A 25,081-nucleotide genomic window follows, 5' to 3' on the forward strand; every position below is an offset into this window, starting at 1 on the left:
AAAAAATTCTTATACATAGATATAACCAGCCTATTATTACTATATCATATAGTTATCATAACTAAGATTTATTATAAAATCAATAATAGCATATAAATAGCTGTAAATACTAGTTTTTACAAGATTAAACAGAATTTTTTATATTTATGATAATTTTCATTTATTAATAGTTGTATAAAAAATATTTTTAGAAAAATAAATAATATTTTATAATTTGAGAATTTTTGTAACATTTTAAGATTTATTAGATTAGAAACCTTAAAATCTGAATATCTATTCAGGTTTTAAGATGACATTAATAAATGTAATTTATATAAAGTTGACTGGTAAAATAAAAGTTATTTTAATAAGTTCTTAGCAAATTTAACTGCTTCTTCTGTTATCTTTTCACCACTAATCATTCTTGATATTTCATTTATTCTACCTTGATTATCAAGTTTTTTTACCAGTGATTTTCCATCTTTTTTATCCACCAAAAAGTGTTGATTTGAAGAAGATGTAAGTTGGGGCTGATGAGAAATTGCAAAAATTTGATAAGATTTTGCAAGTTTTGTAAGTACCTTTGAGATTGCTTCACTCTCTTTTCCACTTAGATTAGCATCAATTTCATCTAAAAATAAAACTCCATTATCTACAATATCAAATTCACTCATAGAAGTAAGTAAAGCTAGCCTCAATCTATTAAATTCACCTGAACTTATCGTCTCTAGGCTAACTCCTGCAAGTTCAAATTTTATTAAATCAACCCCAGTTTTATCTAGTTCTTTTTCTTCAAATAAGATTTTTGCATTGTTTAAATATAAATCTTTTAAATATTTATTGATTTTCTCTTCTAGTAGTAAACTTACTTTTTTTCTACTATCACTTAAATCAAGAGCTAGTACTTTAATACTGTTTTGTAATTCATCTTGTTTTTTGATAAGTTTAGTTTTTTCAAAACTTATGTTTTCATAGGATTCCAACTCTTTTATTTTTTCTTCTTTATATTCTAAACACTCTTTTATAGAGCCAAATCTTTTTTGTAAAGAAGCTAGTTTTTCTATTCTATCTAATACATTTTCTATATCTATATCTTCTAACTCGTATAAAGAGTCATTAAACTTTTCAAAAATATTAGTTAATTCATTCATAGTATCATCAAAGAAACTACTGTCAACTTCTAAAAGTTCTAATGCATTATTAACAGCTGAATTGTAATTTAAAACTAAAGAGGCATCTTTTATAGCATCTTCAAGTTTATCTTTTTTTGCAAGCTTTTTTTTAATTTCATTCAAGTCATCATATTCTTCAATCTTGGGATTAATTGATTCTATTTTATCAATCTCGAATTTTGCAAACTCTTTTAAATCTTCAAGTTTTGATTCATCACTATAAATTTTTTCTAGTTTAAGATTTACTTCTTTTAACTCTTTATACAAAGAATCAAATTTTTCTTTTTTATTTATAAAATCTTTATCTTTTTTAATGGCTAAAGTATCTAAAAAGTTGATTAATTTAGTACTTTGGAAATCACTAGTATCTTTTAGATTTAAATGCTTTATTAGTTTTGAACTAAACTCATTAAGTTTCTTTTTTGAGATTGTTTGATTGTTTAGAAAAAATCTAACTTTTTCTTTTTTAATAGTTTTTATAACTATATCATCCTCAATAGAAATATCAAAAGCTTCATTTTTTATATTTGAATTTGTAAGTGTAACTTCACCTAATTTTGATTTTACATCACTTAAAGAAAAAAGTGAAAGTATTGCTTCCATCAAAATAGATTTACCAGCTCCACTTGGACCTGTAAATACATTTAAGCCATTTTGAAAATTAAGCTCAACCTTCTCAAAAGATAAACAATTTTCTAAGTAAACTCTATCAATCATTAGTTACCCCATCTTAACTTTTCATTTAATACATCAAAATAGTTTCGCTCTGTTCTATGAATAAGTCTTGCATTGTCTTGTGCAATCTTTATTTTAATAGAATCATTTTGTCCGATTTCATAAATATCTTGACCATCTACAATAATAACTGCACCTTGATTATCTGAAATAGTAAACTCAATTTCAAAATCAGCGGGCATTACTAATGGTCTTTGAGTTAAAGAGTGAGGAGCAACAGGTGTTATAATAAAAGCTTCTGTTAATGGATATACTAAAGGACCTCCAGCTGAAAGATTATAAGCAGTAGAGCCTGTTGGAGTAGAGATAATAACTCCATCCCCATAATAAGAATTAAAAGGTTTACCATCAATTTTTGCATCAATAGAAATCATTGAAGAAATAGATTTTCTTGAGATAACAATATCATTAAAAGCTACAAAACTATTTAAATTTAAATTACCTTCTATCATCATTCTATTATCAATTCTATAATTTTCTTTTTTGAAGTTAGTTAAAAAATTTTCTAATTCATCCATATTAATATCTGTTAAAAAACCTAATGTACCTAAGTTTATACCCAATATTGGAATATTATGTTTAAAAGATCTTCTTACAACTGATAAAAGAGTACCATCTCCACCAACAGAAACAAGAAAATCAACTTTATTACATAAGCTATTTAAACTAAATCCATCAAAATCAATCATTTTTGCCGAATTGTATTCTAGATAAGTTTCAATTCCTATATCATTAAATATTCTTTTTATTTCTAAGTATTCTTCTTTTAGTTCAGGACTTGAAGGTCTTAAAACTACTCCAGCACTTTTTACATTTTCTAATAAATTAAGACTTTTTTTTAATTTCAATTTTTATCCTAACAAAGATATATTTTTAGGATTTTATCATAATTATATTATGAAGAGTATTATAATTACAAATTGCAATATTTTTATTGGTATTTTTAGTATATAAAAAAAGGGAAGTATGAAAACATACTCCCCTTTTTATTTTTGATAGAATTAACTAATTAGTTAATATTATCCATTTCTTTTAGAAATAATTTCTTCAGAAACATTTTTTGGAACTTCAGCATAGTTATCGAAAAGCATACCGTAAGTTGCTCTACCTTGAGTCATAGATCTTAAGTCAGTAGAGTATCCGAACATTTCAGATAATGGAACCATTGCAGTAACTAGTTTAACACCAGCTCTTTCATCCATAGACTGAACTTGTCCTCTTCTTTTGTTACAATCACCGATAACATCTCCCATATATTCTTCAGGAGTTTCGATTTCAACTTTCATCATTGGCTCTAAGATTATAGGTTGAGCAGCAGCTGTTCTACAACCTTCTTTGAATCCCATAGAAGCAGCTAATTTAAATGCCATCTCAGATGAATCTACATCATGGTAAGAACCATCATATAATGTAACTTCAATATTAACCATTGGGTAACCAGCTAAGATACCACCAGCCATAGCTTCTTCACAACCTTTTTGAACTGCAGGGATATATTCTTTTGGAACAGATCCACCTTTAATTGCATTGTGGAATTTGAAGTTATCTTCTGAATCAGCAGGTAATGGATTAATGTCTAAGTATACGTGACCATATTGACCTTTACCACCAGATTGTTTAGCATATTTGTACTCGTTTTTAACAGGATTCTTAATAGTCTCTCTGTATGCAACTTGTGGAGCACCAACTTCAGCTTCAACTTTAAATTCTCTTTTCATTCTATCAACAAGAATTTCTAAGTGTAACTCACCCATTCCTGAAATAATAGTTTGTCCAGATTCTTCATCAGTATTAACTCTGAATGATGGATCTTCCTCTGCTAATTTACCTAATGCGATACCCATTTTTTCTTGGTCAGCTTTAGTTTTTGGCTCAACTGCAACAGAAATAACTGGCTCTGGGAATTCCATTCTCTCTAAGATTACTGGATCTTTATCAGATGCTAATGTATCACCAGTGATAGTTGACTTAAGACCAACTACTGCACCAATTTCACCTGCGTATAATTGAGAAACTTCTTCTCTATTATTTGCATGCATTTGAAGTAATCTTCCGATTCTTTCTTTTTTCATTTTTGTTGAGTTCATTACGTAAGTACCAGACTCTAATTGTCCTCTATATACTCTTGTAAATGTTAATTGACCAACAAATGGGTCAGTCATAATTTTGAATGCTAATGCTGCAACTTCACCTTCATCAGTAGAAGGAACGATAACAGCTTCACCATCTTGAGTTTCACCATTAATATCAGCAACCTCAGTTGGTGCAGGTAAATACATAGCAACAGCGTCAAGTAAAGTTTGAACACCTTTGTTTTTAAATGCAGTACCACAAGTCATTGGAGTAATTGTCATATTTAAACAAGCAGCTTTTAAACCAGCTACGATTTCATCTTCTGATAATTCACCCTCTTCGAAGTATTTTTCCATTAACTCTTCAGAAGACTCAGCAGCAGCTTCAATCATCTTTTCTCTATATTCTTCAGCTTGGTCTAATAAGTCAGCAGGAATTTCTTCTACATGGTAGTTAGAACCCATAGCAGCATCTTGATCCCATACGATAGCTTTCATTTGTACTAAATCAACTACACCTTGGAAATCTTCTTCAGCACCAATAGGAAGTTGAATTGGAATAGGATTAGCTTTTAATCTCTCAGCTACTTGCTTCTCAACATTAAAGAAATCAGCACCAGTTCTATCCATTTTGTTAACAAAAATCATTCTTGGTACTTTATATTTGTTAGCTTGTCTCCAAACTGTTTCAGATTGTGGTTGAACTCCACCTACTGAACAAAATACAGCTACAGCACCATCTAAAACTCTCATAGATCTTTCAACTTCAATAGTAAAGTCAACGTGACCTGGTGTGTCAATGATGTTAATTTGTAAATCTTCTTTAGACTTTGGGTGAGTCCAGTGACAAGTTGTCGCAGCAGAAGTAATAGTAATACCTCTTTCTTGCTCTTGTTCCATCCAGTCCATAGTTGCAGCACCATCATGAACCTCACCGATTTTGTGAGATACACCAGTATAGAATAAAATTCTTTCTGTAGTTGTTGTTTTACCAGCATCAATGTGAGCAGCAATACCGATATTTCTAACTCTATTAAGAGGTGTTTTTCTTGCCATCTTAAATTTTCCTTTTAAGTTTTAATAGTTTTTGTAATTTTATCCAAATTACAATAAAAAAAAAGGGCGTAAAACACCCTTTTTTATATAGAAAATGATTTATTACAGATTGATTACCATCTGTAGTGAGCAAATGCTTTATTAGCTTCTGCCATTCTATGCATATCTTCTTTTTTCTTGAAAGATGATCCTCTTTCATTAGCAGCTTCGAATAATTCGTTTGCTAATCTTTCAACCATAGTTCTTTCATTTCTTTTTCTTGATGCTTCAACTAACCATCTTAATGCTAAAGTTTGTCTTCTTACAGCTCTAACTTCTACAGGTACTTGGTATGTAGCTCCACCAACTCTTCTAGATTTAACTTCTAAAAGTGGCTTAACATTTTCGATTGCTTTTTCAAATAATTCAATACCAGATTCTTCACCTCTAGCATCTAAATTTGCAATTGCACCGTACATGATTTTTTGTGCTGTAGATTTTTTACCATCTAACATAACTGTATTGATAAACTTAGTGATCACTTTACTATTGTAGATAGGATCAGCCATTACTTCTCTAACTGGAGCTTTTCTTCTTCTCATTCTTCTATCCTTCTACTTATTTCTTTGGCTTTTTAGTACCATATTTAGATCTTGCAACAGTTCTGTTTGCAACACCAGCAGTATCTAAAGCACCTCTAACAACGTGATACTTAACACCAGGTAAATCCTTAACTCTTCCCCCTCTAACTAATACGATAGAGTGTTCTTGTAAGTTGTGACCCTCACCACCGATGTATGAAATAACTTCAAATCCAGTAGTTAATCTAACTTTTGCAACTTTTCTTAAAGCCGAGTTTGGTTTCTTTGGAGTTGTAGTATATACTCTAGTACATACACCTCTTCTTTGTGGACATTTGTCTAATGCTGGTGATTTTGATTTTTTAATCACCTTTTTTCGCTCTTTTCTAACAAGCTGGTTAATAGTAGGCATTCTTTCCCTTTGTTTAAATTGGTTTGAGCAATTAAAGCAATGCTCATGCTTCTCGTGCTAATCAACATACTGTTGAAACGATACTACCATTCTAGGAAACCGTTGAGTTTTCTAAAAAAGTAGGGGATTATACTGAATTTAAACTTAATTATAGTTTAGGTTAGTTTTTTATAGTTTTTGAAGAATCATATTAAATGAATTTGCAAAGTTTTGTGAATCTTTTTGACCAAAAGGCTTAGGGCCTTTTGTTATCTCTCCACTATCTCTTACTTCTTGCATTAGATTTCTCATTGCTAGATAGTGCTTTATGTTATCTTGTGTATATAGTTCACCTCTGTGATCTATTGCTTTTGCATTTTTACTAATAGTTCTATCTGCAAGAGGAATATCAGCAGTGATAACTAAATCATTTTCTTTTAATAGTTCCACAATTTTGTTATCTGCTTCATCTGCTCCTTCATCAACTATTAGATATTTAATATATGATGATTTACCTATATTTATTTTTTTATTTGCTATTACATAAGTGTCTAACTTCTTTTTTTCAATAGCTCTTAAAACAATAGGTTTTAAAATATTAGGAAAAGCATCACCATCAATAAATAAAGTCATTATAAAATCTCTTGCACTCTTCCTACCTGCCCATCTTGTAATCTAACTTTTATTCCATGGGGATGAGAAGGTGAGTTTGTCAAAATATTTTTTACAATACCTTGTGTTAGCTTTCCACTTCTTTGATCTTGTTTTAAAACAATATTAACTTTTTGTCCTTGTTTTATAGAAAATCTTTTTTTTGGATCGTTCATAAATTTAAGCCTTGAAACTTAATGCTTGTTTTGCAAAATCTTTGCCATAGAAAAATATGATTTTGTATGATAAAGATACTTTTACATTTTTTTCATCAGTAATATCAATAAGATTAAAACTAAAACCTTCGTCAGCATTATTTTTACTTCTTACTTTTATTTCTACTGGTTTTAAAGTTCTCATCATATTATCAATATTCTTTTTCTCTTTTGGTTTTACAGTAGATAAGTATTTTTCATCTTTATCCATATTTTTTAAATAGTTGTGAAGTAAAAGCTTTGTATCTTTATAAATTGCTTTACTCCAAGAAACTTTTCCTTTAGAGAAATGATAAACATTACTTTTATTTAAAAGTGGGAAAGTAGCCTCTTTTTTAATATCATCAAGAAGTTGCAAGAAGAAATTTATTCCACCAATTGAGTCTGAATATTTTGTAAGAAGTTCATTGATTTGTTTTTTCTCTTCTATACTTAAATCTTTAAAATTCATTTATTACCTTATTTTTTTCGTAAGTATATCTAAATCTCGAAACTTTTCTACATGTATTGCTTTTTTTTAATTCTGTCTTACTTTTATGTGTTACAATTTTATTATAAATACTTTCCAAAGATTCTATTATGAAAAAACATTTTTTAGAACAATCTCTTATATTTTTTAGTGTAACAAAATGGGTTTTACTATCATCAGCTATTGGTGTGATTATTGGTGCAATAATTACTTTCTTTTTAAATATCATACATAGTGCAAATACTCAAGGTGAACTTCTTCCCTTTCCTTCTTACTATTTATTGCCATTTGGTTTAATGTTAACTATTTTTTTAGTAAAAAAATTTGCCCCCGATGCAAAAGGTCATGGTACAGAAAAAGTTATTGAAGCTGTACATAAAAAAGATGGTTTAATGGATGTAAAAGTTATGCCTATTAAACTTTTTGCCACAGTTATTACAATTTTTACAGGAGGTTCTGTAGGAAAAGAAGGTCCAGGTGCTCAAATAGGAGCTGGTGCTGCTTCTTTTATATCTCAACTTGTGAAATTCTCCGCAAGAGATAGAAAAAAACTTGTAATATGTGGTATTAGTGCCGGTTTTGCTTCTGTATTTGGAACACCAATTTCAGGTGCTATTTTTGGGGTTGAAGTTTTAATTATTGGTATTATAATGTATGATGTATTATTACCCTCATTTATTGCTGGATTTGCAGCCTATACAACAGCTAAACTTTTAGGTATTAATTATACTTACTATCATATGGAGTTTTCAAATGCTATTCCTTTTGATATTGTCTTAATGCTTCAAGTAATAATAGCAGGTCTATTTTTTGGACTAATCTCTTATTTTATGATTGTTACTTTAAAAAATACAGAAATTCAAATAAAAAAAATCAAGCTTAATGTCTATTTGAAGGCATTTCTAGCAGGTACGTTCTTGGTAGTTCTATCTTTTTTTATTGGTGATAAATATTTTGGACTAGGACTTGATACAATCTCTACACTTTTTTATAGTGATCCAAATATGGCAAATGATATACCATGGTACTCATTTATTGCAAAAACAATATATACATCTGTAACCTTAGGTGCAGGAGGAAGTGGAGGAGTTATTACCCCTATTTTTTATGTGGGAGCAACTAGTGGGCAGTTTTTTGGAACTTTAATAGGTGATAACATTGCTTTATTTGCAGCTCTTGGGCTTACAAGTGTTTTAGCAGGAACTACAAATGCTCCAATAGCAGCAACGATTATGGCAGTTGAACTTTTTGGAATAGAGATAGCTCACTATGCAGCAATTAGTGCAATTATTACATTTTTGATTACAGGACATAGAAGTGTATTCCAATCTCAAATTCTAAATATGAAAAAATCTGATATGCTAAATATTGATTATGGAGATAATGTAGATAAAAGCAGTGTAGAGTTATCAGATAAGAACAAAGAGAAGATGAAAAGTTTTTTAAAAAAAGTTAGATTTAAACAGAAGAAATAAGTTTATTTAATACAAACCTTATTTCTTCCACTCTCTTTTGCTTCATATAAAGCATCATCAGCCCTTGAAAAGATAGACTCATAACTTTCATCAGGTTGATAATAAGATGAAATACCCATACTAAAAGTGATATTTATATCATCTTCACATATATTCTTAAAAGGTTTTTTTTCTTGAAATTCTTTTAATCTATAAGCAAACTCTTCTGCTTGAACTATATTTGTACAAGGTAAAATAAAAGCAAACTCTTCCCCACCTATTCTACAGAAGGTATCTTCTTGTCTTTTTAGTTTTTTACATAGTTTTACTATTTCTATTAGAACCTTATCTCCTATTAAATGTCCATAAGTATCATTTACCTTTTTAAACCAATCAACATCTAAGATTAAGATAGATAAATCTAATTTATGCCTGATTGACTTTTTAAACTCTATTTTTGCCTGCTGAACAAAATATCTTCTATTATTTGCCTTTGTTAAATAATCAGTAATTGATTGTTTTTTTAGTTTATCTTTTAATTGTTGAAGCTCAGTAATATCAGTAGATAAACCAATTAAAGACATAAAATCATCCCCTTGCATTTTAAAAGGAATTTTCTTACTCCAATAGTGTCTTTCATTTCCTTCATCATCAAAATACAGTTCTTCTTGACTTTTTGATTTATTTGATTCAAAAACTTTTTTATCCATTTCCCAGAAACTCTCAGCAACATCTTTGTTTAAAACTTCTATATCTTTTTTACCTATTATATAATCAGCCTCGTAACCAAAAAGATTAGCCACTTTAGAATTTACATATTTGAATTTTCTATTTTCATCTTTCATATAAATATACGCATCTACATTATCTAAAATAGTATTTAAGAGTTTTGTTTTCTCTTCAAGTTCTAATTCAAGTTTTTTTCTTTGAGTAATATCTGTTGAAATACCACACATTCCAATAATATTACCCTCTTTGTTATACAAAGGCTTTTTTACGGTCCAATAGATTCTCTCTTCTTTTGTCTCTTTTATATAATTAATTTCTTCTTTTTCAATAATTTTTCCATCTACTAAAACTTCTGAATCATTTTTCTTTAATTCATTTGACATATTTAAATCAAAAAAAGAAGTATCATCTTTTCCTATAACCTCATCTAAAGATTTTTCAAATAAGGATAAAACTAGACTATTTGCAAAGGTATATTTTCCATATAAATCTTTAGTATAAACATAAGCACCTGTTTCATTAATAAGAGTTTTAAAAGATTCTAATTCAATACTTAATTTATTATTTTCTTCTTTACAGTCCATAAGTATTCCTTTTCTTATTACATTTTATTATAAATCAAATAAAAAACTCTTATCGATATGAAGATTTTGAACTTTTTATATCTACATTATAAAAACCGTTATTAGATAAAAAAATCTTAATTTCTTTATCTATAAATCTATTTTTAGGTCCTCTTATAATCTCAATAATAGCTGGAGTATTTTCAATATTTTTATTGAAATCAAATTCAAAATAAGGAATAAGGTTTCCGCAAACTGCACGAAACATCATATTTGACAAATTATTCTTAAAAATAAACTCTTCGTTTTCTTTATCATCTATTATAATTGGATTATGAATAAGCCTTACTTCTTTTTCCTCTTCAAAAAGTTCATTTTTTGATTTTGCAGCAAGATTGTTTATATTTGATATTACTTCTTTACAAATTTCTTTAAACTTTGTACTTTGAAAATCTATATCATTTTCAATATTTTCTAAAGGTTTAAAGATTACATCAATTTGTTCTTCTTGTAAGTTCTCATCATATAAAACTTCTGTTGTATGAACTAAATTGTTTGTTTTAAAATAATCTGAGTTAAAACCAATCGCAACACCATAACCATCATTTGCATATGCTCTCCATTGACTTAACAAATCACTTCCTTGAGAAAAAGAAGCTATGTAGACACTTGGTAATTGCTTATTAAAAATATCTTCAAAGGCTTTATATTTAGAGAAGTTATCTTTATTTCTTACTCTTTCTAATTTACTATTTACCTTATCGTTTATCCAGTGTATTTCCTTGTAATCATTTAGATTATAAACAGAACTTAACCATAATTTCTTATTTTGAATAATTGCACGAAAGGCTTCCACATGACAGTAGTGATATATAATCTTTCCCATTTCAACTCCTATTTGAGCTAGTATAGAATTATATATTAACTAAATTTAGATTAGTTTCAAGCCATTTGATTTTAGTTCATATATTGTTGGTGCTAGCTTTTCAATGAAACTTTTATGATGAGATACAATTACCATAGATTTATTTATAGAGTTTAACAGTTCAATAATTTTTTGCTCTGAGCTACTATCTAAAGCATTAGTAGGTTCATCTAAAAGTAGTATTTTTGGTTTTGTTATCAAAATACCAGCAATAGCTACGATTTTTTGTTCTCCTCCACTTAAGTCATAAATTATTCTATCTTTTAGATGAACTATATTTAACTGCTCTAAAATTACTAATGCCTTAGTGTATGCCTCTTCTTTTTTTTCGCCCCTACATCTAAGATTAAACATTACATCTTCTATTACAGTAGGACAAAGAAAAAAATCACTAACATCTTGAGGAAGATAACCTATATCACTTCTAAATCTTTCATACTCTTTTTTAGAACTAATTTTATTATGAAATAAGTGAAGTTCACCTTCATAGTTTGACTCTAATCCTGCTATTATTTTAAGAAGGGAGCTTTTCCCTGCTCCATTTGAGCCAATAATTGCTACTTTTTGCTCATGTCCTACATCTAAGTTTATATTAGAAAATAGATGTTTCGTATCATTTTTATAGCTTATATTTTTTAAATTAAATGAACAACTCATAAATTACCTTTATTAAAATTATGGAAAAAGTTACGACAATTAAATAGTAATCTTTTATATTTAATGAAAAATCATCATTTAAAAAAATCTCTCCATTAAAGCCTCTATATATAAAAGTCTGTTTTAAAGCATAAGACTTTCTAATTGCTTTTACAAACAATAAACCCAAGATATTACCAAATGTCTCATATGTAAATAAAGAAGTATTTGCCTTAAACCCTCTTGCTTTTAAACTGTTTTTTATTAAAACAAAATCTGTTGATAAAAACTCTATCATTTTCAAAGTAAAATAAGTAGTAGCAACTAAACTCTTAGGCAATTTTAAAATACTTAAAGCTCTTACTATATCATAGCCCTTTGAACTAAAAAATAAACTCAGATTAAAAAGAATTATAGCATTTGCTCTTATATAAATATTTAGTGCATCTTCAAAGGAACTGCTATACAACAAAGTTAAAAAAAGTATAAATATAAAAAGATTTAAAAAAAGTAGTTTTTTGAATATATAGAGTAAATTATCTTTATTTATAAAAAGTAAGAAAATAAGAGGAATTATAAAATATACTTCGAAATAAGAAAAACTTACCAAAAGTGAATAAAAAAATGCACAAACCAAAGATATTGCTGGATTGAAAATACTCACATTAGCTCTTTTTTACTCTTTTTAAAAATGTAAAGATTCCAATAATCACAATTAAAGCAAAGACTATTTTGAAAAACTCAAAGTATGATAATCTCTCTTCTAAAAGCTTAATTTGTAGTTTCAAGTTTTTATTCTCTTCTTGAAGTTTTTGTAATTGATTATTTTCATATCTTTTTTTAGGTTTTATTACTTTTTGTATATCTTTTAATATAGCATGCCCAGAGCCTGCATCAACACTTAAAATAAAAGAGTTATAATTTACTGTGGTTTCAAACTCACCTTTTGTATTAGTTTTATCTTCAATAACCAATTTATCATCTTTTATAATTCTTATCTTACATTTTTGACAAGCATTGCCATTTGCAAAATATGAATTTACATAAAGCTTATTATCTTCAAAATTTGTAAATACATTTAATTTATGGGCATAAATACTACTTATAAATATAAACAAAATACATATAATTCTCATCATACATTGGCCTCTTTTAAAAGTTTTGGAATTGATTTTTTAATATAAAGAAGTAAAAATAGTGTGATTAATCCTTCCAAAATTATAGCAGGAATATTTGCTATTATTAAAGAGTAAGAGGCTATTAAGTATTCATCTTTTGCAAAATATAAAACCAAGGCTAATAATATTACACTAAAAGCAATACCTAAACTTCCATATAAAAAAAATCTAATTTTTTCATTAATTTTTTTAAAAAAGCTTAGTTTATTTAAAAGATAAACTAAAAATGCTGGAAGTGCCATAATAATTATATTTGCTCCTAAAGAAGTTAAACCTCCATATCCTAAAAGTAAGGCTTGTAATAACAAAGCAATAGCAAGACTTAAAAAAACTGCCTTTCCTAAAAATAATCCTATCACACCTATTAAAAGCAAATGTATTTGAGTTGGGCCTAATGGAATATGAATAAAAGATGCGATAAAAAATAAAGCACTCATTGCTGCAACTAAAGATATATTTTCACTTTTAATACTCTTTATAGAGTAAGCACATAAAGCTAAACTTACTACACCTAAAGTACTTGCAACTTCTATACTTAATACTCCATCTGATATATGCATCTTAAATCCTAAATTCTATTTTATTAATATGTTTTTACCCACATTAATGCACCATTTTCGATAGGATACATTTTACCATTAAACTCTTTTTGTCCTTCTTCAATCAGCGCAGCAAATCCCCACCAACCTTTTTGATTCATAACAAAGCTAAATTCACCATTTGAATTTGTTTTAACAACTTGTGTAATATGTGAATCACTAGGAGCTTTTAGTCCTAAAGTATTATAAAATTCTACTTCAACTTCAACATTTGATACAGGTTTACCATCAACTAAAACTTTTCCTGTAAAAATATTTCCAGTATATAAAGCAAATGGTTTTACCATAGGAACAATTTCATATTTTAATCCAATTGGTTCATCCCAGCCCTCTTCTAATCCATAAGCACTTACAATCACTTTTGGAACATGAGAAATAAACTTACCCTCCGCTGGTTCAAAATAAGGTTTAGGAACTGTAAAAAACTTATATACACCTGGTTTTTTTACACTATAGTTCGTACTCCATGCTTTTTCACCAAATAGTTTTATCTCTTTTAAATCTAAAGGATTATTTTTAGTATTTAAGTAAATTCCCTCTGGTTTCTCCATATTCATACCTGTTTGTTCAAAAGGATGAATAAACATAGCTTCAATTTTCAGATTTGCTTCATTTTTATTTTTGATAGTATCTGTATTTGGCAACATTGTAAGAAAATGTGCATTTGAAACTATTGCAAAACAAAAAAGTAAGATTAGGTTTTTCATATATACTCCTATAGTTTTTGTGAATTTTATCTTAAGATTTTTACTGTAAAATAAATTTTAATATTTCTTATATACTTTTGGAACTAAAAATGAAAAATTGTATTTATTGTAATAGTAGTAAACTATACTATCTTAAAAATGAACATATAAAGTGTGCTTCATGCAAAAAGAAGTTTTCACTAAAAAAATACAAACGCGAGTTGAAACTTATTGACTCTTTTTGTGAAAATAAAACAGCATTAGAAACTTCTAAAAACTTAAAACTAAACTATATAACTGTTTCTAAGAAGTTTATGTTATATAGAAAACATATAACCAATTTATTAGATAATGAATATATAAAAAGAAAAGATAATAAATATGAATTTGATGAGTATATATACATAAAAAACAATAATTTAAAAGCAGCACAAAACTTTTTGACATTTAATTATAATGGCTACATTTATAACATTATGCTTCCTTCACTAAGTAAATTTGTAAGTTCCAATAATAAAGATTTATCAAACTTTATAAAATTTAACAAAATTACAAAACTAGAAAGCTCAAATAGTATGATAAATGATTTTTGGAATTTTCTTGAGATTTTTTTGAAAAAATACAAAGGATTAAATAGTGAAAATTTTGTTTTGTATTTAAAAGAGTGTGAGTTTAAATTTAACTATTCTAAAAAAACTCAAGAAGAAATTCTTCTTAAGCTTTTGGCATAACCTTAATAGGAACAACTTGAATTTCTTCCATATTCCATACACCATTTTTAACATATGGTTCATTTACTAACCACTCATCAAATTCATCTTCATCTTCAAAATTTGTAACTACAGATGAACCAACCATTTTATCATCTTCTATTAATGCACAAGCAGATACTATCTTTCCCTCAGCCATTAATTTTTGAGTTTCCTCAACATGAGTAGGTCTTGACTCCATTCTTTTTTCTAAAGCATCTTCATAATCATAAGCGATAATTAAATATTGCATCTTTATCCTTTTTTCTTGATATAAAATTTTAACCAAATAAAATTAAACAATAGTTACAAGGGTATCAAAATAATAACCTTGCACAAAATCACAATCTAAGCTCTTAATCATATCATAATCATATTTTGATTCAACGCCTTCTATAATTGAATATTGCCCATTTAATTTGATTGTTTTTAAAATACCATTTAAATAGTGTATATAATTTTCATTTGAGTTTATTTGTTTGATAAAAGACTTATCTATTTTAATATATTTACTATTATTCATCATAAAAAAAGAAAACATTGAACCATCTTGAGCAAAGTCATCTAATGCTGTATCTATAGACTTCTTTTTTAGCCATAATGAAAAGTTTTTCATAATAGTTGCACTTGTTTCATCATCACTTCCATTTTCTGTAATTTCTACAACTAAGTTTGTTTTATGTTCTAATAAAAAACTCTCCCAAAATTGTTGTTGTTCGCAAGTTACAAAAATATCTGCATCAAAATTTAGAAAAAGCTTACTTTTGAAATCAAAATTTTCAACTTGTAATTGTTTATTTCTTTTCTCAAGTTCAAAAAAAAGTTTATTATTATGGTGAAGTTTTTTGAAAATATCTTCTGTACTTATAACATCATTGTTTATGTCAAATTTTGACAATGCCTCATAACCATATATTTCTAAACTATCTTTATACAAAATAGGTTCATATTTTGTATAGTAGTTTGCGTTTAATATTAATTGTTTAAATTCTATACTATTCATAAATGAATAATAACTAACTAATGCTTATATAAAATTGATAATTACTATTAGTATTGATTAAATAAGATTAAGTGCAAAAATGAAACTTGTAGGGTATATGATTACATTCATGTATCTAAAAATATTAGACATTTGTATATTTAGGGGCATTACTTCTTCAAGAGTAGAGCCATTTAATAATTTTTTCATCATTGATAATTTAAAAGTTATATCTAAAAACTTAATTATCAAAATTGAACTCATCCAAAATCCAAAATTATTTAAATAAAAACATAAAAACATTGTATAAAAGAAAGTAACATGCATAGAAAAGTATAAAAATATATTTTGTTTAAATAAGTAAAAATTGTTTAAAATCAATCCATGTAAAGTATCAGCTTTTTGCCATTTTGATTCAAAAAACTCTAGTAGTATAAATACTGTAAGTAGTAATAAGTATTCCATATTTAAGTGTTAAACAATAAGGCTAAGCCTTATTGTTCGTTAGGTTGTGAAAATTTAATTTTCTTATCTTTATAAAGTCCTGTTCCAACGGGGATAGTTCTACCAATTACAACATTCTCTTTTAAGTCTTCTAGCATATCCATTTTAGCTGAAATTGCAGCTTCTGTTAATACTTTTGTAGTTTCCTGGAAAGATGCTGCTGAGATAATAGAATCAGATGTAACAGCTGCTCTTGTAATACCAAGTAATAATGGTTCTGCAATAGCTGGCTCTCCACCAAGTTTAATAATTCTTTCATTCTCAATTTTAAATCTTTTCTTAGAAATCATATCACCAATAATAAACTTAGTATCTCCACCATCAAGTATAGATACCTGTCTTAACATTTGAGATGTAATAACCTCAATATGTTTATCAGCAATATTTACCCCTTGAGATCTATATACTTGTTGTACTTCTGATACAATAAAGTAATGTAATGCTTTTTCACCTAAAATTCTTAATACATCATGAGGAGATGTTTGACCATCTGTTAATGCCTCACCAGCATGTACAAACTCACCTTCATGTACTAAGATTTGCTTAGATTTTTCAACTAAGAATTCACCTTTATTACCATTTTCATCAGTAATAATTATTCTTTGTTTATTTCTAAGTGGCTTACCAAATGAAACTATACCATCAAATGATGCAAGTACTGCAATATTCTTAGGTCTTCTAGCCTCAAATAACTCAGATACTCTTGGAAGACCCCCAGTAATATCTTTCGATTTTTGAGTTGCTTTTGGTGTTTTACCAATAATATCAGCTACATTAACTTTTTGTCCCTCAGATACATTGATAGATGTTTTAGGATCTAATTGATATCTAATTAACTCTTTATCTTCTGTTGCTAAGATAACAGTTGGTTTATATCCACTTGGAATATACTCATTTACAACTAACTTAGAAGTACCTGTTAACTCATCAAATTGCTCAGAAACTGTTACACCTGGAATAATATCTTCAAATGTAATAGTACCTTCTTTTTCAGCAATTGATGGATTTGAATATGGATCCCACTCAGCGATTACAACTTGTTCTTCACTTTCTGGTACTGCGATAACTGATTCTTTTTCAACTTCTACATCATCATTTAATTCAACTTTTGAACCTCTAGCAACATAGTGTCTTAATGCTTCTCTACCTTCACCATCAACGATTACAGCAAATAAACCTTTTTCATCAACTTTGTCACCAGCTTTAATATCATGTCTTCTTTCTAAATAGTCACCAGTTAATTTATAGTATTTAACAACACCTTTTGCACCTGTTACAATCTTAGAAGTAATAGGAGCTCCATCTGCAACTCTTAATTCAGAAGCGAATGGAATTCTGTTTGGAACATTCCAACCATCTTTAATCATTTCAACAACTGACTCATTAGCTTCAACTTCAACACCATCTGTATATGGTAAATATAATTTACCTTCAATCTTACCAGATACACCAGCAAGCTCATTTGGTTTTGCAACGTCGTTCTTTCTTAAGTAATATTTCTTATCTTCACTTCCATTAGAGATAGTTAAAATAACCTCTTCGTGAATAGTTTCAACAGTAACATTACCTTTGAATGGCGCGTTTATTTTTGGTTCAACTAATAAAATACCTGCATTTCTTCTGTTCGCAACGATATTTTTATTTTCACTATTTTTATAAGTTCTGATGTTATAGTATCTAATGAAACCTTCTTTATCAGCTCTTAATTCTCTTTCTGTTTGTGTAGCAGATGCAGTACCACCAACGTGGAATGTTCTAAGTGTAAGCTGTGTTCCTGGCTCACCAATAGACTGTGCTGCAACAACACCAACAGCTTCACCTGGAGTAGCTTTTCTTTGCTCACCAAGGTTAAGACCATAACATTTAGAACATAAACCATGTTCTACTTTACAAGTTAAAGGTGTTCTAATTACTACTGATTTTACTTCAGCTTCTGCAACAACTTTTGCATTTTCTTCAGTAATTAATGTTCCTTCTGTAAATAAAATCTCATTAGAGATAGGATCAATAATATCTTCAGCAATAACTCTACCAGTGATTCTTTCTTCTAATGATTCAATTAATTCATTACCAAAAGAAATATCTGTAATTTCAATACCCTCATGAGTTCCACAATCTTCAATTGTGATTCTTACATTTTGAGATACATCAATTAGTTTTCTTGTTAAGTAACCTGCATTGGCAGTTTTTAAAGCTGTATCCGCAAGACCTTTTCTAGCACCGTGAGTAGAAATAAAGTACTCAAGTACGTTTAGACCTTCTCTAAAGTTCGAAATAATTGGCGTTTCAATAATAGAACCATCTGGCTTAGCCATAAGACCCCTCATACCCGAAAGCTGTCTAATCTGTGCAGCAGAACCTCTTGCCCCAGAATCGGCCATCATATAAATAGAGTTAAATCCATCTTTATCTTGCTCAACTAAATTCATCATTTCAGAACCAAGTTTATTATTTACTTCTGTCCAAATATCAATAATCTTATTATATCTTTCTTGCTCAGTTAATAAACCTTGTGCAAACTGCTTTTGAACTTCAATAACTTCTTTTTTAGAAGAAGCAATATGACCTTCTTTTGTTTCAGGAACTCTAATATCATCAATAGATACAGAAATACCAGCATCAGTTGCATATCTGAAACCTAAGTTCTTTAAGTTATCTAAGAATCTAGGAGTTACTTCATAACCACCATGCTTATAAATATAGTCTACTAAAGTACCGATATCTTTTTTCTTTAAAATTTTATTCCATAATGAAACAGGAACAAAATCAGGTAAGATTTCGTGAACAATTAATCTACCAACAGTAGTATGAATAACTTTATCATCAATCTTAGTTCTAATTTTTGCATGTAAATTAACTTGAGCCATATCTAAAGCAATTTTAGCTTCATTTACATCTGTAAATAATTTATGCTCACCTTTTACACCATCTTTTTCTAATGATAGGTAGTAAATACCTAAAATCATATCTTGTGATGGTACAGCAATAGCTCTACCTGATGCTGGTAAAAGGATGTTCATTGAAGACATCATTAAAATTTTAGCTTCTGCAACTGCTTCTTGTGATAATGGAACGTGTACGGCCATTTGGTCACCATCGAAGTCGGCATTAAATGCAGCACAAACTAATGGATGTAACTGAATAGCTTTTCCATCAATTAATACTGGGTGGAAAGCTTGAATTGATAATTTGTGAAGAGTTGGTGCTCTGTTTAGCATAACAGGATACTCATCAACAATCTCATTTAAACATTCCCAAACTTCATTAGTTTCAGACTCAATTAATCTCTTTGCAGATTTTAATGTAGTTGCATAACCTTTTTCTTCTAACTTAGCCATTAAGTGTGGTTTAAATAACTCTAAAGCCATTTTTTTAGGAATACCACACTGGTCCATATTTAAAGTAGGTCCAACAACAATTACAGATCTACCTGAGAAGTCAACCCTTTTACCAAGTAAGTTCTGTCTAAATCTACCTTGCTTACCTTTAATAATCTCAGATAAAGATTTTAATGGTCTTTTATTTGCACCCTTAACAGCATTTGCAGTTTTACCATTATCAAATAAAGCATCAACTGCTTCTTGAAGCATTCTTTTTTCATTTCTAATAATAATTTCAGGTGCATCAAGTTCTGTAAGTCTTTTAAGTCTGTTATTTCTGTTAATAACTCTTCTATATAAGTCATTAACATCAGAAACTGCAAATTTACCACCATCTAAAGATACTAATGGTCTTAAATCTGGTGGAAGTACTGGTAACTGAGTTAACATCATCCATTCAGGTCTATTTCCAGAGTTAATAAAGTTTTCAACAACTTTAAGTCTTTTAATAATAGTTTTTCTTTTTGCTTCTGATTTAGTTGCAGACATTTCTTCTTTTAACTTAGTTAATAATTCAAATAAGTCTAAAGTTTCTAGTAAATCTCTTACAACTTGTCCACCCATATCAGCTTCAAAACCAGTATGTTCAAATAAATCAGAAATAGTTCTATATTGTTCTTCATTTAAAATATCAAATTTTGATACTTTTTTAGTTTTCTCATTATCATAATAAGCATCACCTGGCTCACTTACAATATATGCTTCGTAATATAATACTCTTTCTAAATCTTTTAGTTTTACACCTAATAAAGTACCTATTCTTGTAGGTAATGATGAAACCATCCAAATGTGTGCAACAGGAGAAACTAAGTCAATATGACCCATTCTGTGTCTTCTAACTTTCGATGATGTTACTTCAACACCACATTTCTCACAAACTACACCTTTGTATCTCATTTTTTTGTATTTACCACAAAGACACTCATAGTCTTTTACAGGTCCAAAAATCTTAGCACAAAATAATCCATCTCTTTCAGGTTTAAGTGTTCTATAGTTAATAGTTTCAGGTTTCTTTACTTCACCAGAAGACCATGCAAGAATTTTTTCAGGACTAGCAAGTCTTAATTGAAAGGCCGAAAAGTCAGTCGGTCTTTCTAATTCTTTTATTTCAATTGGTTCTAAAATTTTTTCATTATTGCTCATCGTTTTCTACCTCGTCAAATATCTCAACATCTAAACCTAAAGCTTTTAACTCTTTCGTTAATACGAAGAATGTTTCAGGTACACCCGAACTTGGAACATTTTCACCATTAGCGATTGCTCTATATGCTCTTGTTCTACCTTCAACATCATCTGATTTAGTTGTAAGCATCTCTTTAAGAACATTTGTAGCTCCATATGCTTCAAGAGCCCAAACTTCCATTTCCCCAAATCTCTGACCACCAAATAGTGCTTTACCACCAACAGGCTGTTGTGTTACAAGTGAGTAAGGTCCTGTAGATCTTGCGTGAACTTTTTCATCAACTAAGTGATGTAGTTTTAGCATATACATATAACCAACATTAACTCTCTCATTCATAGCAGTACCTGTTTTACCATCATAAAGTCTAGTTTTACCATCAGTATCAATTTTAGCTAATTCAAAAAGTTTTACAAACTCTTCTTCTTTAACACCATCAAATACCTGTGTAGCAAATCTTACACCCTTAGTCCAGTCTTGACCATATTTAATAAGATCTTCATCTGATAATGAATCCATAAATTCTTTACCATTCATAAGCTTAGCAACAGATGCAATTTCACTCATTTTTGCTCTTAACTCAGTTACAAATTCTGCTTTTTTGTTTTCAAACATTTCTTGAATTTGAGCACCAAGCTTCATACCAACTAAACCTAAGTGAACTTCTAGGATCTGACCAATATTCATCCTTGAAGGTACCCCTAGTGGGTTAAGAATTACATCAACAGTAGATCCATCTTTCATATAAGGCATATCAACTTGAGGAACGATATTAGAAACAATACCTTTATTACCGTGTCTTCCGGCCATTTTATCCCCAACCTTGATTTTTCTCTTAGTTGCAATATAAACTTTAACTTGTTTAATTACACCTGAAGGTAAAATATCATCATGCTCTAATACTTGAAGTTTTTCTTCATGTTCATCTCTTAATTGAGCTTTTTGCTTAATAAAGTAATCTTTAATTTCATTGTATTTCTTCTCAACTTCATTTGAATAAGAAGCAACAACTTTTTTCATAGCAAATCTGTTAACATTAGTTAAAATTTCAAAAGGAATTTTTTCACCTTTTTTATAAGTAACCTCTTCAACTTCAACATCTTTAGCTAATTCTGATTTAGATAATAAATCATTGATTTTTAAGATTTCTTCTCTATCTAGCATTAATAGCTTATCATGATGTTTAATATCTAATTCTGCTTTTTCTGCTTCAATCTCAGCTACTGCTCTTTCATCTTTTTCGTATCCTTTTTTAGTGAATACTTTAACGTCAACAACAGTTCCTTCCATAGAAGTAGGAGTTAATAATGATTTGTTAATAACATGCCCAGCTTTTTCTCCAAAGATAGCTCTTAAAAGTCTTTCTTCAGGAGTTGGTTTGATTTCACCTTTTGGAGTTACTTTACCAACTAAAATCATACCTGGCTTAACAAATGTACCAACTTTAACAATACCTGATCCATCTAAGTGAGAAATTGATTCTTCTTTAACACCTGGTAAGTCTCTAGTAATTTCTTCATTACCATGCTTAAGCTCTCTACATTCAACATCTTTTTCATAAATATGAACAGAAGTAAATGCATCTTCTTTAATTAATCTCTCAGAAAGAACAATCGCATCCTCATAGTTATATCCATTCCATGGCATAAAGGCAACACAAGCATTAACACCAACTGCTAACTCACCATTGTCCATAGAAGGACCATCAGCAATAACTTGTCCTTTTTCAACAATATCACCCTCTTTTATGCCAATTCTTTGACCAAATGAAGTATTATTATTTGTTCTAACATTTTTATTTACTGTATAGTGATCAATAAAGGCACCGTTTTCATCTTCACCTCTAACGTAGATATTCTTAGCATCAGCTTTTTCAATAACTCCGCCTCTATCAGCTTTAATAGCTTCCCATGCGTCTCTTGCAACTGTTTTTTCTAAACCAGTTCCAACAACAGGAGCATTAGGTTTTAATAATGGAACAGCTTGTCTCATCATATTCGATCCCATTAAGGCTCTATTGGCATCATCATGCTCTAAGAATGGAATTAAAGATGCAGCAACACCCATAACCATTTGAGAAGAAATATCAATTAAATCAACTTTACTTCTTTCAACTAATAAAATTTCTCCATCTTGTCTAGCTTCAATTAGAGGTTCAACAATTTTTCCATTTTCATCAACTTTAGTTGATCCAGGAGCAATTACTAGTCCCTCTTCTTGAGTTGCTGTATAGTACTTAATTTCATCAGTTATTTGACCATCTTTAACAGTCTTATATGGTGCTTCAATAAATCCTAAATCATTAACTTTAGAGAAAGTTGATAAAGTATTAATAAGACCAATATTTTGACCCTCTGGAGTTTCAACTGGACAAATTCTACCATAGTGAGTTGGGTGAACATCTCTTACTTCAAATCCAGCTCTTTCTTTTACTAAACCACCTTCACCAAGTGCAGAAAGTCTTCTTTTATGAGTAACTTCTGATAATGGGTTAGTTTGATCCATAAATTGAGATAACTGACCAGATGTAAAGAATTCAGTAATAGTTGATGTAATCATTTTAGAGTTAACTAAATCATGAGGCATAATATCTTCTAATGTACCTGATAAAGTAGTCATTTTATCTCTAATAGCTTTTTGCATTTTAATTAAACCAGAATGCATTTCATTTGCTAATAATTCACCAATTGCTCTAATTCTTCTGTTACCTAAGTGATCTCTATCATCAATATGACCATGACCAGATTTAACTTTTACTAAATATTGAACTGTTTTAATAACATCTTCATAAGTTAAAGTCGTTACATATTCAGGAACATTAACACCTAACTTGTGGTTCATTTTCATTCTACCAACTTTAGTTAAGTCATATCTTTCTGGATCAAAGAATAGTTTTTTAACAAATTCTTTTGCAGCTTCTTTAGTTACAGGCTCACCTGGTCTCATAACTTTATAGATTCTAATTGCTGATAAATCATTTTCATCATCAATTTCTTCTGTTTGTTTTAATAATTTTAATGATTCAGCATCAGCTTTAAATGCATTGATAATAGAATCATCAACACCTGTTGCTAAGTCATTTGCGATATCAAAATTTTCAAAACCTAAATCTAAAAGTTTTTTTAATTTAATTTCATCTAAATTAGTTAAAGCATCAAATAACACTTCGCCAGATTCAGGATCAAATATAGTAGATGCAGTTGATCTATCCATTAGTAATTCAATTGGATATTCAACTAGTTTTAAACCACCTTCTTCTAAAGCTTTTGCTTTTCTAGCAGTAAGCCTTTTACCAGCAGCTAATATTAAATTACCTTTTTCATCTTTTAAATCAAATTCAACTCTTCCTGTGAAATCTTCAGGATTAAATTCTGTTAAGAATTTATTGTTTTTGATTTTAACATTTAATATAGGATAGAAAAGTTTGATAATATCTTCTTTAGAGTAACCTAATGCTCTAAATAAAATTGTTACAGGAACTTTTCTTCTTTTATTAATTCTTACATATAATACATCTTTTGCATCATACTCAAAATATAACCACGAACCTCTATCAGGAATAATTTGACCTGTATAGATTAGTTTGTTATCAGATGTATTTGATTCTTCTTCTTTAAAGATAACACCTGGTGATCTGTGTAATTGGTTAACAACTACTCTTTCAACACCATTTACAATAAAAGAAGTTCTATCTGTCATTAATGGAATTTCTCTGATGAATAAAGATTGTTCTTTCATATCTTTAACACCAATTTTTTCACCTGTCTTCTCGTCTAAGTCCCATAAAGTTAATCTAATATTGATTTTTAAAGGAATAGAGTAAGTAAGACCTCTTACCATTGATTCTCTAACATCGTATTTAGGTTTACCTACATCAGAACCAAGATAGTCTAATGTAATCCTATTTTGTGCATCATGAATTGGGAAAATAGATTTGAATACTTTTTCTATACCAGCATCAGCTCTTTCTTCTTGTCCAATCATTAAAAATGAATCATATGAATTTTGTTGTAATTGTAGTAGATTTGGAATTTCAATTTGTTGTGGATTTTTTGCAAAATCAACTCTAAGTCTATTACCAGATTTTAAAGAGTTTAACATTGTCGGCCTTGTTATAAAATTTGGTTTAGTTTTAAGCTTTTTGTATAAAGCACAAAAGCATCCATAAAGGATAGGGTTAAAATTTGAGTAAATTCTAACCTTAGCCTTCAAAGAT

General features: G+C 28.9%; 22 protein-coding genes. 2 read left to right on the forward strand and 20 right to left on the reverse strand.

Annotation, left to right across the window (positions count from 1 at the left end; translation table 11 throughout):
- Positions 1 to 338: 338 nt before the first annotated feature.
- The 8 genes from NJU99_RS12280 to NJU99_RS12315 all read right to left on the reverse strand — a co-directional run bounded on the left by NJU99_RS12280 (position 339) and on the right by NJU99_RS12315 (position 7,282).
- Positions 339 to 1,868 carry a DNA repair protein RecN gene (locus NJU99_RS12280; protein WP_254576202.1) on the reverse strand — a complete coding sequence of 510 codons (1,530 nt, stop codon included), beginning with the start codon at positions 1,866 to 1,868 and terminating at the stop codon, positions 339 to 341.
- A complete protein-coding gene (locus NJU99_RS12285) occupies positions 1,868 to 2,734 on the reverse strand; it encodes an NAD(+)/NADH kinase (protein WP_254576203.1) in 867 nt (288 codons plus the stop codon). The genes NJU99_RS12280 and NJU99_RS12285 overlap by 1 nt, the downstream gene beginning before the upstream one ends.
- A 171-nt stretch (positions 2,735 to 2,905) precedes the next feature.
- The gene (gene fusA, locus NJU99_RS12290; RefSeq protein WP_254576204.1) at positions 2,906 to 5,014 is read right to left on the reverse strand and encodes an elongation factor G; all 2,109 of its coding nucleotides are present in this window, start codon (positions 5,012 to 5,014) and stop codon (positions 2,906 to 2,908) included.
- A 113-nt stretch (positions 5,015 to 5,127) separates the two neighbouring features.
- Positions 5,128 to 5,595, reverse strand: coding sequence for a 30S ribosomal protein S7 (rpsG, locus tag NJU99_RS12295; RefSeq protein ID WP_254576205.1), 468 nt, complete (start codon positions 5,593 to 5,595; stop codon positions 5,128 to 5,130).
- Positions 5,596 to 5,611: 16 nt separating this feature from the next.
- Complete coding sequence (gene rpsL, locus NJU99_RS12300; protein WP_152190696.1) at positions 5,612 to 5,986, reverse strand: 30S ribosomal protein S12; 375 nt, start codon at positions 5,984 to 5,986, stop codon at positions 5,612 to 5,614.
- 168 nt (positions 5,987 to 6,154) lie between these two features.
- On the reverse strand, positions 6,155 to 6,598 hold the full coding sequence (locus NJU99_RS12305) for a YaiI/YqxD family protein (RefSeq protein ID WP_254576206.1): 444 nt from the start codon (positions 6,596 to 6,598) through the stop codon (positions 6,155 to 6,157).
- Positions 6,598 to 6,792, reverse strand: coding sequence for a YwbE family protein (locus NJU99_RS12310; protein WP_254576207.1), 195 nt, complete (start codon positions 6,790 to 6,792; stop codon positions 6,598 to 6,600). Before NJU99_RS12310 ends, NJU99_RS12305 begins: the two co-directional genes overlap by 1 nt.
- A gap of 4 nt (positions 6,793 to 6,796) precedes the next feature.
- Entirely contained in the window at positions 6,797 to 7,282 is a 486-nt protein-coding gene (locus NJU99_RS12315; protein WP_254576208.1) for a hypothetical protein, read from the reverse strand.
- Positions 7,283 to 7,410: 128 nt separating this feature from the next.
- Between NJU99_RS12315 and NJU99_RS12320 the strand changes: the two genes are divergently transcribed.
- Positions 7,411 to 8,775 (forward strand): chloride channel protein, encoded by a 1,365-nt coding sequence (locus NJU99_RS12320; RefSeq protein WP_254576209.1) that lies wholly within the window; start codon positions 7,411 to 7,413, stop codon positions 8,773 to 8,775.
- A 2-nt stretch (positions 8,776 to 8,777) separates the two neighbouring features.
- Here the strand turns inward: NJU99_RS12320 and NJU99_RS12325 are convergent, their stop codons facing one another.
- The 7 genes from NJU99_RS12325 to NJU99_RS12355 are packed head-to-tail and all read right to left on the reverse strand — an operon-like array spanning position 8,778 to position 14,091.
- On the reverse strand, positions 8,778 to 10,067 hold the full coding sequence (locus NJU99_RS12325; RefSeq protein ID WP_254576210.1) for a sensor domain-containing diguanylate cyclase: 1,290 nt from the start codon (positions 10,065 to 10,067) through the stop codon (positions 8,778 to 8,780).
- 49 nt (positions 10,068 to 10,116) lie between these two features.
- Positions 10,117 to 10,932, reverse strand: coding sequence for a DUF2971 domain-containing protein (locus NJU99_RS12330; protein WP_254576211.1), 816 nt, complete (start codon positions 10,930 to 10,932; stop codon positions 10,117 to 10,119).
- Between the two features lie 45 nt (positions 10,933 to 10,977).
- Positions 10,978 to 11,628 (reverse strand): energy-coupling factor ABC transporter ATP-binding protein, encoded by a 651-nt coding sequence (locus NJU99_RS12335; RefSeq protein WP_254576212.1) that lies wholly within the window; start codon positions 11,626 to 11,628, stop codon positions 10,978 to 10,980.
- A complete protein-coding gene (locus NJU99_RS12340; protein WP_254576213.1) occupies positions 11,612 to 12,271 on the reverse strand; it encodes an energy-coupling factor transporter transmembrane component T family protein in 660 nt (219 codons plus the stop codon). Before NJU99_RS12340 ends, NJU99_RS12335 begins: the two co-directional genes overlap by 17 nt.
- Position 12,272: 1 nt before the next feature.
- On the reverse strand, positions 12,273 to 12,746 hold the full coding sequence (locus NJU99_RS12345) for a hypothetical protein (protein WP_254576214.1): 474 nt from the start codon (positions 12,744 to 12,746) through the stop codon (positions 12,273 to 12,275).
- Positions 12,743 to 13,345 carry a cobalt transporter CbiM gene (gene cbiM, locus NJU99_RS12350; protein WP_254576215.1) on the reverse strand — a complete coding sequence of 201 codons (603 nt, stop codon included), beginning with the start codon at positions 13,343 to 13,345 and terminating at the stop codon, positions 12,743 to 12,745. The genes NJU99_RS12345 and cbiM overlap by 4 nt, the downstream gene beginning before the upstream one ends.
- Before the next feature lie 23 nt (positions 13,346 to 13,368).
- Complete coding sequence (locus NJU99_RS12355; RefSeq protein WP_254576216.1) at positions 13,369 to 14,091, reverse strand: DUF4198 domain-containing protein; 723 nt, start codon at positions 14,089 to 14,091, stop codon at positions 13,369 to 13,371.
- Between the two features lie 89 nt (positions 14,092 to 14,180).
- Here NJU99_RS12355 and NJU99_RS12360 point away from each other — a divergent pair, with 89 nt between their 5' ends.
- A complete protein-coding gene (locus NJU99_RS12360; protein WP_254576217.1) occupies positions 14,181 to 14,801 on the forward strand; it encodes a transposase in 621 nt (206 codons plus the stop codon).
- Here the strand turns inward: NJU99_RS12360 and NJU99_RS12365 are convergent.
- Genes NJU99_RS12365 through rpoB form a run of 5 tightly spaced genes read right to left on the reverse strand, consistent with a single transcriptional unit; the run spans position 14,785 to position 24,966 of the window.
- Positions 14,785 to 15,072 carry a YciI family protein gene (locus NJU99_RS12365; RefSeq protein ID WP_254576218.1) on the reverse strand — a complete coding sequence of 96 codons (288 nt, stop codon included), beginning with the start codon at positions 15,070 to 15,072 and terminating at the stop codon, positions 14,785 to 14,787. The two genes, NJU99_RS12360 and NJU99_RS12365, sit on opposite strands and share 17 nt — an antisense overlap.
- 42 nt (positions 15,073 to 15,114) lie before the next feature.
- Complete coding sequence (locus NJU99_RS12370; protein ID WP_254576219.1) at positions 15,115 to 15,822, reverse strand: EAL domain-containing protein; 708 nt, start codon at positions 15,820 to 15,822, stop codon at positions 15,115 to 15,117.
- A 57-nt stretch (positions 15,823 to 15,879) separates the two neighbouring features.
- On the reverse strand, positions 15,880 to 16,266 hold the full coding sequence (locus tag NJU99_RS12375; RefSeq protein ID WP_254576220.1) for a hypothetical protein: 387 nt from the start codon (positions 16,264 to 16,266) through the stop codon (positions 15,880 to 15,882).
- Between the two features lie 29 nt (positions 16,267 to 16,295).
- Positions 16,296 to 20,828: a DNA-directed RNA polymerase subunit beta' gene (gene rpoC, locus NJU99_RS12380; protein ID WP_254576221.1), complete on the reverse strand. Its 4,533-nt coding sequence runs from the start codon at positions 20,826 to 20,828 to the stop codon at positions 16,296 to 16,298.
- On the reverse strand, positions 20,818 to 24,966 hold the full coding sequence (gene rpoB, locus NJU99_RS12385; RefSeq protein ID WP_254576222.1) for a DNA-directed RNA polymerase subunit beta: 4,149 nt from the start codon (positions 24,964 to 24,966) through the stop codon (positions 20,818 to 20,820). The genes rpoC and rpoB overlap by 11 nt, the downstream gene beginning before the upstream one ends.
- Positions 24,967 to 25,081: the final 115 nt, after the last annotated feature.

The sequence above is a fragment of the Arcobacter roscoffensis genome, assembly GCF_024267655.1.
Classification (GTDB): Bacteria; Campylobacterota; Campylobacteria; order Campylobacterales; family Arcobacteraceae; genus Arcobacter_B; species Arcobacter_B roscoffensis.